General features: G+C 67.2%; 15 protein-coding genes. 8 read left to right on the forward strand and 7 right to left on the reverse strand.

Annotated elements, in window-relative coordinates:
- Nucleotides 1–61: 61 nt before the first annotated feature.
- Nucleotides 62–754 (forward strand): ComF family protein, encoded by a 693-nt coding sequence (locus tag AC3WS6_RS08470; protein ID WP_492500596.1) that lies wholly within the window; start codon nucleotides 62–64, stop codon nucleotides 752–754.
- A 92-nt stretch (nucleotides 755–846) separates the two neighbouring features.
- Nucleotides 847–1,503 carry a ribosome hibernation-promoting factor, HPF/YfiA family gene (gene hpf / locus AC3WS6_RS08475; protein ID WP_492500597.1) on the forward strand — a complete coding sequence of 219 codons (657 nt, stop codon included), beginning with the start codon at nucleotides 847–849 and terminating at the stop codon, nucleotides 1,501–1,503.
- Between the two features lie 67 nt (nucleotides 1,504–1,570).
- Here hpf and AC3WS6_RS08480 read toward each other — a convergent pair whose 3' ends face one another.
- Together AC3WS6_RS08480 and AC3WS6_RS08485 are read right to left on the reverse strand one after the other, a co-directional pair.
- Nucleotides 1,571–2,911 carry a coiled-coil domain-containing protein gene (locus AC3WS6_RS08480; RefSeq protein ID WP_492500598.1) on the reverse strand — a complete coding sequence of 447 codons (1,341 nt, stop codon included), beginning with the start codon at nucleotides 2,909–2,911 and terminating at the stop codon, nucleotides 1,571–1,573.
- A gap of 61 nt (nucleotides 2,912–2,972) precedes the next feature.
- A complete protein-coding gene (locus tag AC3WS6_RS08485; RefSeq protein WP_492500599.1) occupies nucleotides 2,973–3,575 on the reverse strand; it encodes a PadR family transcriptional regulator in 603 nt (200 codons plus the stop codon).
- A gap of 163 nt (nucleotides 3,576–3,738) precedes the next feature.
- On the opposite strand from AC3WS6_RS08485, the gene secA reads away from it, so the two are divergent.
- A complete protein-coding gene (gene secA, locus AC3WS6_RS08490; protein WP_492500600.1) occupies nucleotides 3,739–6,549 on the forward strand; it encodes a preprotein translocase subunit SecA in 2,811 nt (936 codons plus the stop codon).
- A 70-nt stretch (nucleotides 6,550–6,619) separates the two neighbouring features.
- The gene (locus AC3WS6_RS08495) at nucleotides 6,620–7,846 is read left to right on the forward strand and encodes a pyridoxal phosphate-dependent aminotransferase (RefSeq protein WP_492500602.1); all 1,227 of its coding nucleotides are present in this window, start codon (nucleotides 6,620–6,622) and stop codon (nucleotides 7,844–7,846) included.
- Here the strand turns inward: AC3WS6_RS08495 and AC3WS6_RS08500 are convergent.
- A complete protein-coding gene (locus AC3WS6_RS08500; protein ID WP_492500603.1) occupies nucleotides 7,770–9,008 on the reverse strand; it encodes a CpaE/TadZ family protein in 1,239 nt (412 codons plus the stop codon). The two genes, AC3WS6_RS08495 and AC3WS6_RS08500, sit on opposite strands and share 77 nt — an antisense overlap.
- Entirely contained in the window at nucleotides 9,005–9,628 is a 624-nt protein-coding gene (locus AC3WS6_RS08505; RefSeq protein ID WP_492500604.1) for a CpaB family protein, read from the reverse strand. The genes AC3WS6_RS08500 and AC3WS6_RS08505 overlap by 4 nt, the downstream gene beginning before the upstream one ends.
- Before the next feature lie 97 nt (nucleotides 9,629–9,725).
- Here AC3WS6_RS08505 and AC3WS6_RS08510 point away from each other — a divergent pair, with 97 nt between their 5' ends.
- Nucleotides 9,726–10,004 (forward strand): helix-turn-helix domain-containing protein, encoded by a 279-nt coding sequence (locus AC3WS6_RS08510; protein WP_492500605.1) that lies wholly within the window; start codon nucleotides 9,726–9,728, stop codon nucleotides 10,002–10,004.
- Here the strand turns inward: AC3WS6_RS08510 and AC3WS6_RS08515 are convergent.
- Nucleotides 9,992–10,597, reverse strand: coding sequence for a hypothetical protein (locus tag AC3WS6_RS08515; RefSeq protein ID WP_492500606.1), 606 nt, complete (start codon nucleotides 10,595–10,597; stop codon nucleotides 9,992–9,994). The genes AC3WS6_RS08510 and AC3WS6_RS08515 overlap by 13 nt on opposite strands.
- Nucleotides 10,598–10,722: 125 nt before the next feature.
- On the opposite strand from AC3WS6_RS08515, the gene AC3WS6_RS08520 reads away from it, so the two are divergent.
- Both AC3WS6_RS08520 and AC3WS6_RS08525 read left to right on the forward strand, forming a co-directional pair.
- On the forward strand, nucleotides 10,723–11,109 hold the full coding sequence (locus AC3WS6_RS08520) for an Rv3235 family protein (protein ID WP_492500607.1): 387 nt from the start codon (nucleotides 10,723–10,725) through the stop codon (nucleotides 11,107–11,109).
- Nucleotides 11,110–11,133: 24 nt separating this feature from the next.
- On the forward strand, nucleotides 11,134–12,615 hold the full coding sequence (locus tag AC3WS6_RS08525) for a sensor histidine kinase (RefSeq protein WP_492500608.1): 1,482 nt from the start codon (nucleotides 11,134–11,136) through the stop codon (nucleotides 12,613–12,615).
- A gap of 69 nt (nucleotides 12,616–12,684) precedes the next feature.
- Here AC3WS6_RS08525 and AC3WS6_RS08530 read toward each other — a convergent pair whose 3' ends face one another.
- Nucleotides 12,685–12,933, reverse strand: a complete 249-nt coding sequence (locus AC3WS6_RS08530; protein ID WP_017203224.1) for a WhiB family transcriptional regulator — start codon at nucleotides 12,931–12,933, stop codon at nucleotides 12,685–12,687.
- A 233-nt stretch (nucleotides 12,934–13,166) separates the two neighbouring features.
- On the opposite strand from AC3WS6_RS08530, the gene AC3WS6_RS08535 reads away from it, so the two are divergent.
- Nucleotides 13,167–13,550 carry a hypothetical protein gene (locus tag AC3WS6_RS08535; RefSeq protein WP_492500609.1) on the forward strand — a complete coding sequence of 128 codons (384 nt, stop codon included), beginning with the start codon at nucleotides 13,167–13,169 and terminating at the stop codon, nucleotides 13,548–13,550.
- A gap of 15 nt (nucleotides 13,551–13,565) precedes the next feature.
- On the opposite strand, the gene bcp is transcribed toward AC3WS6_RS08535, so the two are convergent.
- A complete protein-coding gene (gene bcp, locus AC3WS6_RS08540) occupies nucleotides 13,566–14,039 on the reverse strand; it encodes a thioredoxin-dependent thiol peroxidase (RefSeq protein WP_492500610.1) in 474 nt (157 codons plus the stop codon).
- Between the last annotated feature and the right edge of the window lie 7 nt (nucleotides 14,040–14,046).

The following is a 14,046-nucleotide window of genomic DNA, read 5'->3' on the forward strand; positions in this document are numbered from 1 at the left end:
ACACCGCGAGTCGCGAGCGTGAAGAGCCTGAAGAGGCCTCATCGACGACACAGAATCAGGGATGCCGCATCCGTCTCACCTCCGCGCACTCTCGTCGGAGCTGCTCGCCTTCCTGCTCGCCGCGACGTGCCCGGGGTGCGGCACGGCCGAGACCTTGCTGTGCGCCCGCTGTCGAGCAGACCTGCAGCCGTGCGTGATCGAGCGTCGGACACCTGAGGGGCTGCCCGTGTTCGCAGCGCTCACCTTCGAGTCGACTGCGGCGAACTGCATCCGACGTCTCAAAGACGGCGGCGAGACGCTGTTGGCGACACCGCTCGGTCCCGCGCTGAGGGCGGCCGTCGACGCCGCGCTGCTCGAGGTCTCGGATACCCGGCTGGAGACCGCGGTCGTACCCGTGCCGACATCAGCGAGTGCATTCCGCCGCAGAGGCTACCGTGTGCCGGAGCTGCTGCTCAGGAGCTCGGGAGTGAGACCGCACCGAGTCCTGGGGCCGTGGCGAAGTCGGAGCGATCAGCGCGGACTGGATGCCGTCGCGCGCGCAGCGAACGTGCGAGGAACCATGCGTGCGCGGCGCACAGGGGCTGGGGAGAGGGTGCTGATCGTCGACGACGTCATGACGACCGGCGCGACTCTCGATGAGGCGGCGTCCGCGCTGGCCGACGCCGGATTCGACGTCGTGGCGGCCGCCGTGCTCGCCGTGACGCCGCGACGCAGCGAACGCATCGTGAACGCACCGGAGACACGGAGCAAATGAACCGTGACATCCGCGCGCAGGCCGACTACGGTGGGGGTCTAAGGCGACCACGGTCCGCCCTTGGCCGGGAGGACCGGGACAAGGAGGCAGCAATGGAAACAAGCATCGTTGGCGTCGGAGTGGGTATCACCGATCGCTTCCGAACCGTTGTCGAGGAGAAGATCGCCAGGGTCCAGACATTCGCGTCTCGAGCGCAAAGGCTCGACGTGAAGGTCACGCACCGGGTGTACCGGAACGGCCGGGTGCCCGACGAGACGGTCGAGCTCACACTGATCGGCAAAGGCCCGGTGGTCAGAGCAGAAGCGACGGACGGTGACAAGTTCGTGGCTCTCGACCTCGCGGTCGACAAGATGTCCGAGCAACTGAGACGTGCCAAGGAGAAGCGCGTGGACGGGCGCCAGCACCCTCGCGGCGCACACTTCGAGAAGGGCAGCGGTGCCATCGAGGGCATCGATGTCGAGCCGGCGTCGGCCGACATCCTGCATGCTGTCGCCACGGGAAGCGTGCCGGTGCAGAACGACGAGGAAGAGACCTACTCGCCCGTCGTGATCCGCACGAAGAGCTTCGATGCGGAGTGGATGACCGTCGAAGAGGCGGTCGACCGGATGGAACTCGTCGGACACGACTTCTTCCTGTTCGTCGACGTCCGCTCCGATCACCCCAGCGTCGTCTACCGGCGCAAGGGATGGGACTACGGCGTCATCGCCCTGAGCACGCAGGCCCCGCCTGCAGAGGCACTCGCCTCCTGAGATCAGGAGCAGAGCAACGGCCCGGCCCCTGAGGGGGTCGGGCCGTTGCTCTGCAGAGCGTGCGCTCTCAGTCGAACATCCCGTCGAGAAGGCTGCCGATCACGAGGCCTCCGAGGATGCCCGAAGCGATGTCACCGCCGCCGCCTCCACGGCGACCGCCGCCCCATCCGCCGCCGCCCCATCCGTTGCCGCCGCCGCCCCAACCGTCATCCTGCGGCCGGGCCGAGTCGATGTCGCGCTGGGCCAGCTGCAGAGCTTCCGAGGCGAGATGAGCCACGCGTCGCGCGCTGAGGAGGGCCTGCTCGCGCGTGTCCTCCTCGGGCAGCAGGTCCGACAGATCCACCCGGAGGCGTTCCGCTTCGGCCAGGCGCGTCCGTGCATCCGCTCCGATCCACCCGCGGTGGCCCGCGATCAGACCGCGGGCGACGCCGAGCTGACGGTCGGCGTCGTCGATCGCGTGCTGCACCTGCTGGATGCTCGGGAGGGGGTTCTCGGCACGGTGGCGGGCTTTCGCGATCGCATCGTCGAGGGCGCTGTTCGCCGTGCGCAACTGGGAGAGCTCGGCGAACGGATCCCCAGGCGTCCCCGCCGGCGTCAGTGCGTTCAGCGCCTGCTGCAGGGCAGTGACGGCTGAGGTGACTGCTGGCGTCTGCGGAGCGGTCCTCGCCGCGACGAGGTCGCTCCGGGAGTCGGCGACGACCTCTGCCAACGTCGACTCGGCTCGAAGGGACTCGATCTCGAAGTCCTCGACGGCGTCGAGCAGAGACGACGCGCGCCGTGTCGCTTCGGTGGCCGTCTCGAGCGCGAGGTTGGCCTCTTCGTTCTGCTTGGCTGCGCGGCGGCGTTCCGACACGTCGGCTCCGTGCGTGGCGAACGCGATGAGCTGCTCGGCCTCCGCAGCGCTGGCCGTGATCTGGTGCATCGCCGAGTCGGAGTACCGCTCGGACAGGCGCGCGACCGTCTCGTTCGTGTGGGGGATGCGCTCGCTCAGTGCGGCCGCATCGGCCCGCACCTGCGCGATGATCTCAGGGGCTCGCCGCACCTTGGCGATGGACTCGGCGAGTTCGGATGTCTTCTCGTCGAGCAGGTCCTGTGCCCAATCGCAGAGCTGCACGATGCGCGCATTCCTCGTGCGGAGCTCTTCCGGCGTGTCCGGGATCTCGTCGTGGTTGAGCTGGTGCAACTGGAAGGCTTCGCGCAGATGCGTGCGCACGGCACTGAGAGCCTTGCGCAGGTCTCCGGTGAGCGACTCGCCCAACTCGGCTTCGGCGAATGCGAGCTCATCGGACGTCGAGCGGATCCGCTCGTCGGCGGCGACCAGGGACTGCTCCGCTCTGCGTGCCAGATCGGCATCCTGCGCCGCCAGTGCTTCCTGTTCACGCTTGCGTCTGCCCCATATGCCTGCCATAGCTCGATCCTAGTTTCCCGCGAGTGGCCTCTGGCTGTGCATCCGCTCCAGGCGAACGGGCTCAGGCGAGTGCCGCGTTCGCCGCTCCCGTCGGCCGCCCGCGCTTGGGTCTGTCGGTCGCGAGCTCGAGCGCGAGCGTGTGTCGCGGATGCTCTGCGAGCCGGGACTCCACGTGATCGAGCCAGCGCAGCTCGGCATCGGTGGTGAGGACCATCGAGTCCACGACGAGAGACCAGGCGAGGCCCTCGGGGCTGCTGTCGTCCTGCGAGGCCCGCATGCGGTGCAGTGATGCCAGATGCGCCTGGGACGCACCGCGCTGCGTGGCGATGACAGCGGCAGCATCCGAGCCGGGGAGGGTCGCGGCGATCGCCACCTTGATGGCGAGCTCGTCACGGGTGGCCTGTCCCCGTGTCACGGGAGACGACATCCATCGATCCGCCTCCAGGCGGCCGTCGTCGGTGATCTCCCAATACACGTGGCCGTGTGCGTCAGCCGCACCGCGGACGACGAGTCCGTCGCGTTCGAGTCGCTCGAGCGTGTTGTAGATCTGTCCGACATTCAGCGGCCACACCGATCCGGTGCGGCGGTCGAACTCGTGGCGCAGCTGATATCCGTAGCACGGCCCCTGCGCGAGGATGGAGAGCAGACTCTGACGCACTGACATGTCGACCTCCTGTGTCGACGATCAATATATACATACCGGGAAAACTTCGCCGTGAGCGCCATGCAGGCGACGTGCAGGTCACGGCCCGGTAACATGACAAGGTATGCCTGGTGCGCGCCCGAACGGTGGCGCTGCCGGAACCATCGACAGGGAGATGACATCTGTGGCCAATCCTCTTGAGAAGCTGCTGCGCGCCGGCGAGGGGCGGGTCATCCGTCGCCTGAACCAGGTGGTGAAGGCCGTCAACGCGCTGGAAGAGGACATCTCCAAGCTCACGGACGACGAGCTGCGCAACGAGACCGTCGAGCTCCGTGCCCGCTACACCGCTGGTGAGACGCTCGACCAGCTCATGCCCGAGGCGTTCGCCGCCGTGCGGGAGGCGGCCAAGCGCACGCTCGGCATGCGCGCGTACGACGTGCAGATCATGGGCGGTGCCGCCCTCCACCTGGGCAACATCGCCGAGATGAAGACCGGTGAGGGCAAGACCCTGGTCGCGACGTTCCCCGCCTATCTCAACGCGATCGCGGGCGAGGGCGTACACGTCATCACCGTCAACGACTTCCTCGCGAGCTACCAGGCAGAGCTCATGGGGCGCGTATATCGCGCACTCGGGATGAAGACCGGCATCATCGTGTCCGGCCAGACCCCTGCCGTGCGCCGCGAGCAGTACGCCGCCGACATCACCTATGGAACGAACAACGAGTTCGGCTTCGACTACCTCCGCGACAACATGGCGTGGCGCAAGGAGGACCTGGTACAGCGTGAGCACTTCTTCGCGATCGTCGACGAGGTCGACTCGATCCTCATCGACGAGGCGCGTACCCCGCTGATCATCTCCGGTCCGTCATCGGGCGAGGCCAATCGCTGGTTCGCGGAGTTCGCGAAGATCGCCCGCACGCTCGAAGCAGGCGTCGACTACGAGGTCGATGAGAAGAAGCGCACGGTCGGCGTGCTGGAGCCCGGCATCGAGAAGGTCGAGGACTACCTCGGCATCGACAACCTGTACGAGTCGGCGAACACACCTCTGATCTCGTTCCTCAACAACTCGATCAAGGCGCTCGCTCTCTTCAAGAAGGACACCGACTACGTCGTCATGAACGACGAGGTCATGATCGTCGACGAGCACACCGGCCGCATCCTGGTCGGGCGTCGCTACAACGAGGGCATCCACCAGGCCATCGAGGCCAAAGAGGCCGTGCCTGTCAAGGCTGAGAACCAGACGCTCGCCACCGTCACGCTGCAGAACTACTTCCGGCTGTACGACAAGCTCGCCGGGATGACAGGTACCGCCGAGACCGAAGCCGCCGAGTTCATGTCGACGTACAAGCTCGGCGTGATCCCCATCCCGACCAACAAGCCGATGGTCCGCAAGGACCAGTCGGATCTCGTCTACAAGAACGAGACGGCGAAGTTCGCTCAGGTCGTGGAGGACATCGCCGAGCGTCACGCGAGCGGGCAGCCGGTCCTGGTCGGCACGACCAGCGTCGAGAAGAGCGAGTACCTGTCGCGTCTGCTCGCGAAGAAGGGCGTCAAGCACGAGGTGCTCAACGCGAAGAACCACGCGCGCGAGGCTGAGATCGTCGCGCGAGCGGGTCGTCTCGGAGCCGTGACGGTCGCCACCAACATGGCCGGACGAGGAACCGACATCATGCTCGGCGGAAACGCCGAATTCCTCGCCGTGCAGGACCTGAAGAGCAAGGGTCTCGATCCTGTCGAGACTCCTGAAGAGTACGAGATCGCATGGGATGAGACCTACGAGGCCATGAAGGCCGTCGTCTCGGAAGAAGCAACCAAGGTGATCGAGGCCGGGGGCCTCTACGTGCTCGGCACCGAGCGTCACGAGTCGCGTCGCATCGACAACCAGCTGCGAGGTCGATCAGGTCGTCAGGGCGATCCTGGCGAGAGCCGCTTCTACCTGAGCCTCACGGACGACCTGATGCGTCTGTTCCAGTCGGGGGCGGCCGAGGCGATCCTGGCTCGCACCAACTTCCCCGACGACGTGCCGATCGAGTCCGGCCTCGTGTCGCGCGCGATCCGCAGCGCTCAGTCGCAGGTCGAGTCGCGCAACGCCGAGATGCGCAAGAACGTCCTCAAGTACGACGACGTCCTGAACCGCCAGCGCGAGGCGATCTATGCCGACCGTCGTCACATCCTGCAGGGTGACGACATCGCCGACCGGGTGCAGCATTTCATCGAGGATGCGATCAGCGGCGTCGTGCGCGATCACACCGGCGAGGGCCACAACGAGAGCTGGGACTTCGACGCGCTCTGGACCGAGCTCAAGACCCTGTATCCCGTGAGCGTCACGATCGACGAGGTCGTGTCGGAGGCGGCTGACCGCAAGGGCGGCATCACGGCGGACGGGCTGACGCGCGAGCTCCTCTCGGACGCGAAGATCGCGTACGAGACGCGCGAGGAGTCGCTCGGCGAGGCAGCGACCCGCGAGCTCGAGAGGCGCGTCGTCCTCCAGGTGCTCGATCGTCGCTTGCGCGACCACCTCTACGAGATGGACTACCTCAAGGACGGCATCGGCCTTCGCGCGATGGCGCAGCGCGACCCCCTCATCGAGTACCAGCGTGAGGGCTACGCGATGTTCCAGTCGATGATGGGGCAGATCAAGGAGGAGTCCGTCGGGTACCTCTACAACCTCGAGGTCGAGGTGCGTCGTGCCGCCGATTCGCAGGTAGCCGAGGTCGAAGCCAAGGGGCTGTCCGACGGCGGAGCAGACCAGCGGCTCGAGTACTCCGCGGCGAACGACGCCGGCGAAGTCGAGGTTCGCGACGACCGCGGTCAGGTGCAGCAGGCTGCCACGGAGAAGCTCCGCCAGGCGGCTGCCGCACGTCAGGCTCCCGCCGAAGAGGCGGAGCCCGATGCGGCAGGGGCCCGTGGCGCCTTCGGTCAGCGCACCGACGCCCCGGCGGCTCCGGCGGGGAATCGCGAGCAGCGACGGGCTCAGGGCAAGAAGAAGAAGTAGCGCCCGTGCGTGGAAAGAGGGGCTGATCCAGGGGGATCAGCCCCTCTTTCGCGCATTGTAGGCTTGCTCAATGACACCAACGCGCCACTTCGACCAGTCGTCGAAGCTCAAGAACGTCCTGTACGAGATTCGTGGAAACACACTCGTCGAGGCGGCGCGGCTCGAAGCCGAGGGACATCGGATCCTCAAGCTCAACACGGGCAACCCGGCGATCTTCGGATTCGAAGCTCCGCATCAGATCGTCCACGACATGCTCGCCGCTCTCCCCACGGCGCACGGCTACAGCGACAGCAAGGGCATCGTCTCGGCTCGTCGCGCCGTCGTCAGCCGGTACGAGGAGATCGAGGGATTCCCCCGGTTCGGCCCGGAGGACGTGTTTCTCGGCAACGGGGTCTCGGAGCTCATCACCATGACGATGCAGGCACTGCTCGACGAGGGGGATGAGGTGCTGATCCCCGCGCCGGACTACCCGCTCTGGACAGCGATGACGAGTCTGGCCGACGGCACGCCCGTGCACTACCTCTGCGACGAGGACAACGGGTGGCAGCCCGATCTCGAGGACATCCGATCGAAGATCACTCCGCGCACGAAGGCGCTCGTGATCATCAACCCGAACAACCCGACCGGGGTCGTGTATTCGCGAGAGGTTCTCGCGGGCATGGTGCAGATCGCGCGCGAGCACGAACTCCTTCTGCTCTCCGATGAGATCTACGACCGCATCCTGTTCGACGGTGCCGCTCACATCCCGACGGCGACACTGGCGCCGGACCTGCTCTGCTTGACCTTCAACGGCCTCTCGAAGACGTATCGAGTGGCGGGATACCGTTCCGGATGGCTTGCGATCACCGGGCCGCAGGATCACGCCAAGGGGTTCCTCGAGGGGATCAACCTGCTCGCCTCGACCCGGCTCTGCCCGAATGTGCCCGCCCAGCATGCCGTGCAGGCAGCCCTCGGGGGAGTGCAATCCATCGACGCGTTGATCGGCCCCTCGGGAAGGCTGCACGAGCAGCGGGATGTGGCCTGGGAGGGGTTGGAGTCGATTCCCGGAGTCTCGTGCGTCAAGCCGATGGGGGCGCTCTACGCCTTCCCCCGACTCGACCCGAACGTGCACGAGATCCGCGACGATGCGAAGCTGGTCTACGACCTCTTGGTGTCCGAGCACATCCTGCTCGTGCAGGGAACGGGTTTCAACTGGCCCGCCCCGGACCATCTGCGACTCGTCACCCTTCCTGAGCCGCGCGTCCTCGCCGAAGCCGTGGAGCGGCTCGGGAACTTCCTCTCGAGCTACCGGCAGTAGCGTCGGTCAGCGCGGGAGTGCGTTCCTGAGCAAGGGCCCGCACAGCGGCGACGAACGACGAGCGTGGTGTGACGTCGGTCATCGGGCGCGCATGCAGCAGCGAGGCGTCGGCGGCACGCAGGTCGAACGGCAGGAATGAGACGTCGGTGATGCCGGCGAACCGCTCGAGGGTACGCCTGATCTGCCCCCTCGCGTCGAGGCCGAGTGGTCCCGGGCGCAGACGGTTCACCACCACGCGGATCGGGGCCGGAGCGGTCAGCCTGCGCAGTTCCGCGTGATCACGGAGGAAGCGACTGATGCCCAGAGGGTCGGCGGACGCGAGTGCCAGGATCTCGTCGGCCTCTGTGAGCGTCGCCGAGGTCGCCGCGTGACGCCGAGGACCGGCAAGATCGTACGTGGCCTCGTCATCGGCGTCGAAGGCGCTCGACACGTCGACGATCGTCTCTTCGGCCCACGTCCGGCAGGTGCGAAGCGTGCTCTGCAGGCGGCTCGCGGAGAGCTCGGGCCACCGACTGGGGCGGTTGATGCCGCCGAGCACCTCGATCTGACCCGCACCGGTCTCGAGCCTCGTGGCGAGACGCGACAGCTCCGCCCCGTCGAGAGCGCCGAGCTCGGCCCTGCGGCACGCGGCTGCGATGCCGGGCTCGTCGTCGCTCAGTCCGAGCAGGAGCGCGAGCGAAGGGGCGACGGTGTCGGCATCGACGAGCGCGGTCCGTCTGCCCACCCGTGCGAGCTCCACGGCCAGCTGGATCGCCAGGGTCGATCGCCCCGGCGCTCCTGCCGGGCCCCAGACGGCGACGACACGATGCGGCGACGACTCCGGCTGCGCTGAGGGGCGCGGCGGATCCGTCTCCAGCGCCATCGCCACCTCCCACCCTCCGGCGTCGGCGGGAAGCATGCTCATGAGCCCGTAGCGCCCGAGCAGTCTGCTCTCACCGTCACCGAGCGGGACGATCCGCACGCCCGCGCGATCGCACGCGGCGACGAGTGCGGGAGTCAGGACGCCCCGTGTCGCCGTGACGATCGCCGCATCCACCCCCGCTGGAAGAGGCAGCAGCGATGTCGGCGACACGACGGCTGCCACGTGGATCCCCTCGAGCTCGAGCTCGGCGGCGAGGGTCGAGGCGCGCGGCTCTGCCACCGCGACGATCACCGTGGTCATCGTGCGGTGCCGACCGGCACGACGGAGAGCGCAGAACCCCCGGTGATCGCCGCGAGTACCGCCGGGACGTCAGTGCGGTCGATCACCACCTCGGCGACGGCGCCGTTCGATGCGAGCATGCCTTCGGATTCCGTGACGGCGGCCACGACGACGTCCGCGACGAGCAATCGAGGCGGCTCGTATGTGGTGCGGGCCTGGTCGACAGGTGGAGCGTGCCAGACCTCGACGACATCACCCGGTGCGAGATCGCCGGGGAGTCCGGTGGTGCTGTCGATCACGATCGTGGTCGTCTTGACGGAGTCGGCGTCGGCCGCCGCATCCTGCGGAAGGAGCTCGCCCCGGGTGATCGTGCGCGTGGCGACCTGCCCAGGGGAGAGGTCGTGCGGTGTCAGATACTCTCCGGTGGCTGCGCCGAGGTTGACGTCGACCACCTGAAAGTCGGCGGACACGAGCGCCTCGCCGACGACGATGGTCCGGTTCGCCTGCAAGACAGGGTCGGCTGCGGTCGATGAGGAGACGACGAGCCAGACGCCGCCGATCGATGCGGCCACCAGCACCAGCCCGATCAGAAACCGGAGATCGCCCCAGAAGGCACGTCGAGAGCGAGGCATCAGGTCCATGCCGTCATCGTCACAGAGATCGGTGGCGGACCGCGCGAGTTATCCACAGCGGGCTCGTGCACGGGGCAGTCTGCGGAGGTGGGGGGAGAATGGACGCATGTCCGATGCCTCGATGCCTGTCCAGCGATTCCTCGCACCCGCGCAGGTCGCCGAGCTGCTGTGCATCCAGGTGGACGAGGTCATCGACCTGATCTTCGCAGGGCGGCTGCGTGGCTCGAAGCTGGGGTCACCCGCGCGTTGGCGGGTCGAGGAGTCGAGTCTCACCGGGTACCTCGCTGAGCAGTCCGAGGAGGCTCGTCGCATGGCGCTGTGGCGCCAGGCCAACGAGGCCAGCTTTCCGGAGGTGTGGGGCACGACCCACGCTCACGGCGTCTGAGCACCCGCGGTCTGGATCGAGGCGATCGCCGCGAACGGGATGACGCGAAAGCTCTGAACCGCGCCCGCCATCCGCGCAACGCCGGGATCATGGAGCGCCAGGTCGAAGTGATCGGCTCCGGCCCTGTCGACAGTCCCGTGAAGATCCACTCCGTTCGTGACGATGATCCGCACAGGGACGCGCCGCCGCGCGAAGTCTCGCAGGACGAAACCCAGCGTCATGCGCTCTCGCAGCGCCGTGGGCGTGGGGGCGCCGTCGTCGAGACTCGCAAGGAGCAGACCATGATCGACGCTCATCCCCAGGATGGCGTGGAGGGGGATGATCCGCATCGCGCGCGGCGATGACGGCTCGCCGTCCGTGACGATCGCCGCCAGCCAGTCGGCACCCAGGGACTGCAACCGGACCCGAATGCGGTGGCCGGGCAGATCGAGCGTGGTCGCCGCCGATTCCGTACAGAGCACGCGAAGCCGCGTGCGCAGCTCGAGGCGCGAGATGCGCAGGCGCTCCGACTCGGCGTCGAGCGCAGCCCGCTCGCTCTCCCACTCGGCGGCCAGCTGACCCTCGAGGCTCTCGAACATCCGATCCCAATGCACCCGCCCACCGTAGGACACCTCCCTCTCGGCGTACGAGTTATCCACATTCCTTCGGAGAACGGGCGAATCGGCCCGTGATCGACTGCTCTACTGGGCGCTGTCCACCCCGATCGAGAGTGCCGCCGATGACGCTTCATGAGTATTTCGCACCGCAGCCGACGCCCCGGGCCGAGCTCCCGGACCCGCATCCGCTTCTGCGAAGTCTTACTCAGGGCGTGCTCGAGGTTCTCGCCGGGGTCCGAGAAGTCGACCAGCTCGCTCGGTGGTTCAGCGAAGATGCGTACCGCAGTCTTGTGACGAGAGCGAACCTGTCGGCGAGGGCGCGCAGCGCGAGGGGGGTCTCGCCTGCGCGCCCGACTTTCACAGTCCTCTCGATCCGCGTCACCGAGCCGGCCGACGGCAAGGTCGAGGCGGTGGTGATCGTTGCGGGGCCGGGACGCACCCGCGCCGTCGCGATCCGTCTCGAGGGTCTCGATCGCCGCTGGCGCACCACGTCGCTGGCGATTCTGTGAGCGGAGTCGTTCTAGGCTGGTGGGGTGTCAACCCTCAGCGACCTCGCCCATGCACAGGGCCTCCTGGCCGACAACGACGTCGAATGGCTTCATCGCCTCGCCGGCGACGGCCAGCTCCTCGCCGACCTCGCATCGGCTGACATCGTCGTGTGGGTGCAGACCGACGACGGATCGTTCGTCGCGGTGGCGCACGCGAGGCCGAGCGGCGCGGCGACGCTTTTCTACCGCGACATCGTCGGCGAGCGCGTACGTCCGCAGTGGCGCACGCAGGTGCAGGGAGCGTTCGAGGCCGCGGAGATCGTCGATTCGTCCTCGCCCGATTGGTTCGAGGAGACCCCGACCCGGGTTCGCGCGGTTCCGATCGTGAGCGCCCGTCCGAGTGGTCAGGCACCGAAGGTGATCGGCGTGGTGACGCGCCACACGAACCTCGGCGAGGCCCGCACGCCCTCGCGTCAACAGATCACCTTCGACGAATGCGCGAACGACCTGTTCAGGATGATCGCCGACGCGAGCTTCCCTGACCTCGCCGCGCCGACCTCGCCGCGACGTGGCGCTCCCCGCGCGTCAGACGGCCTGATCCGCATCGACGTCGATGGAATCACGACGTTCGCGAGCCCCAACGCGCTCTCGGCTTTCAACCGTATGGGATTCGACGACGAGCTCGAAGGCGAGTCTCTCGCTGAGGTGACGACCCGCCTCGTCCCGCCGTCGAGGCAGGTCGACGAGTCGTTGCCGGTCGTCGTCACAGGCAGAGCGCCCTGGCGGACGGACATCGAGGCGCGTGGCGTGACGGTCTCGCTGCGTGCGATCCCGCTGAAAGATCACGGCACTCGCATCGGGGCGATCCTGCTGTGCCGTGACGTGTCGGAACTGCGGCACCAGGAGCAGGAGCTGATCACGAAGGACGCGACGATCCGGGAGATCCACCACCGCGTCAAGAACAATCTCCAGACTGTGGCGTCGCTGCTGCGCATCCAGGCTCGCCGCACGCATTCCGACGAGGCTCGGGATGCCCTCACCCAGGCGATGCGCCGAGTGGATTCGATCGCCGTCGTGCACGACACCCTTGCGCAGGGGCTCACGCAGAAGGTCGACTTCGACGAGGTCTTCCACCGCGTCCTCAAACTGGTCGCAGAAGTGGCCTCCGCGCCGAACACGCGCGCTCGCACCCAGTCGACCGGTCGGTTCGGCGTGCTGCCGAGCGAATACGCGACGCCTCTGGCGCTGGCGCTGACCGAAGTCGTCACGAACGCCGTCGAGCACGGCCTCGCCGGGCAAGAGGGAATCGTCACGATCGATGCCGCCCGCACCGAGGAGAACCTTCGGGTGACCGTGCGTGACACCGGTCATGGTCTTCCCGAAGGGCGCATCGGTCAGGGATTGGGGACGCAGATCATCCGCACCCTGATCCAGGGCGAGCTGAGCGGATCCATCGAGTGGCATGGCAGCGAGGGCGAAGGAACAGAGGTCGTGATCGACATCCCCCTTCGCTGGCTCACGAAGTAGCTCGCCGACAGCGCTCTCGATACACGAAGAAGCGGGCCGAGACGATTGTCTCGGCCCGCTTCTTGTGTGTCAGGAGGCGCGACGCGCGCGCGCTGCGCGGCGCTTGAGAGCGCGGCGCTCGTCTTCGGAGAGGCCGCCCCAGACGCCGGAGTCCTGGCTGGTCTCCAGGGCATACTGCAGGCAGATCTCGGTGACCGTGCAGGTGGCGCAGACGGTCTTCGCCTTCTCGATCTGGTCGACGGCCGGACCGGTGTTCCCGACAGGGAAGAACAGCTCGGGATCGACAGTCAGGCAGGCGGCCTTATCGCGCCAGTCCATGGGGGCTCCTCGGTGTGGATTTCAAGAGATGTCGCAGCGCGACTCACTCGGATTTCGGGTGCAGATCGGGTTCAGCTACCCTGTATGAGATACGGACGGATGCCCGCATTTGTGATGCGGGCGCGAAGCCCGCCCCACGCCGCTGTGGGAGCACATGACGCTGTCTATTCTGTTACATGAAACCGGCGAAATCAAGGGTTTCGATCGTTCTCATTCGATTCTCAGGAGACATCGTGCGTTCACCAGGCCTCGCATTCGCTGCCGCTGCGCTCCTCGCTGCAGAAGGCGTGGCACTTGCCGTGTTCGCCCTGATCGAGCTGGTGGGTCTGGGAGCAGGCGACGCCTCGTCCTTGCCGACCGCCCTCGCACTCATCGTGCTCACGGTGCTCGGAGCTGTCGCTCTCGTCGCATTCGCGATCGGCGCGCGCGCGGGTCGTTCGTGGGCGCGGTCAGGGGGCGTCGTCTTCCAGGTGCTCGCGGTGGCGCTCGCGCTCGCGTCGCTCACGCTCCAGCCGATTCCCTGGCTCTTCACGTTCGCCGTCGGGATACCCGCGGTGCTCTGCTTCGGCCTGCTCATCGCGAGCACGCGGGCCGAGAACGAGCGCCCCGCCGAGTGACGCGACGGCCTCGGGTCAGGAGTCGATGCCGAGCTGCTTGCGAAGACGCGCGACGTGTCCTGTGGCCTTGACGTTGTACTGGGCGAGAACGATCGATCCGTCTTCATCGATGACGAACGTCGAACGGATGACGCCCTCGACGACTTTGCCGTAGTTCATCTTCTCGCCCCAGGTTCCGTATGCCGCGTGCACGGCATGGTCGGGATCGCTGAGAAGGGTGAACGTGAGCCCGTCCCGATCGCGGAACGCTGCGAGTTTCGCGGGCTCGTCGCGCGATACGCCGATGACCCGGTATCCGGCACCCTGCAGCGAGGAGATGCTGTCGCGGAAGTCGCATGCCTGCGTGGTGCACCCGGGCGTCATGGCCGCGGGATAGAAATACAGCACGACCTTCTGCCCGCGCAGGTCCGACAGGCGCACTGTCGTGCCGTCCTGGTCGAGCAGGGCGAAGTCGGGGGCAGCGGTTCCGGTTTCCAAGCGCACAGTCACCTGTTCA

It is taken from the genome of Microbacterium sp. EB106-03-03-XG65 (assembly GCF_058791955.1).

Excerpts from the sequence above, each read along its gene's own strand:
- AC3WS6_RS08470 (WP_492500596.1), top strand. The coding sequence starts at position 62 with ATGCCGCATCCGTCTCACCTCCGCGCACTCTCGTCGGAGCTGCTCGCC.
- hpf (WP_492500597.1), top strand. The coding sequence starts at position 847 with ATGGAAACAAGCATCGTTGGCGTCGGAGTGGGTATCACCGATCGCTTC.
- AC3WS6_RS08480 (WP_492500598.1), bottom strand. The coding sequence starts at position 2,911 with ATGGCAGGCATATGGGGCAGACGCAAGCGTGAACAGGAAGCACTGGCG.
- AC3WS6_RS08485 (WP_492500599.1), bottom strand. The coding sequence starts at position 3,575 with ATGTCAGTGCGTCAGAGTCTGCTCTCCATCCTCGCGCAGGGGCCGTGC.
- AC3WS6_RS08495 (WP_492500602.1), top strand. The coding sequence starts at position 6,620 with ATGACACCAACGCGCCACTTCGACCAGTCGTCGAAGCTCAAGAACGTC.
- AC3WS6_RS08500 (WP_492500603.1), bottom strand. The coding sequence starts at position 9,008 with ATGACCACGGTGATCGTCGCGGTGGCAGAGCCGCGCGCCTCGACCCTC.
- AC3WS6_RS08505 (WP_492500604.1), bottom strand. The coding sequence starts at position 9,628 with ATGGACCTGATGCCTCGCTCTCGACGTGCCTTCTGGGGCGATCTCCGG.
- AC3WS6_RS08510 (WP_492500605.1), top strand. The coding sequence starts at position 9,726 with ATGTCCGATGCCTCGATGCCTGTCCAGCGATTCCTCGCACCCGCGCAG.
- AC3WS6_RS08520 (WP_492500607.1), top strand. The coding sequence starts at position 10,723 with ATGACGCTTCATGAGTATTTCGCACCGCAGCCGACGCCCCGGGCCGAG.
- AC3WS6_RS08530 (WP_017203224.1), bottom strand. The coding sequence starts at position 12,933 with ATGGACTGGCGCGATAAGGCCGCCTGCCTGACTGTCGATCCCGAGCTG.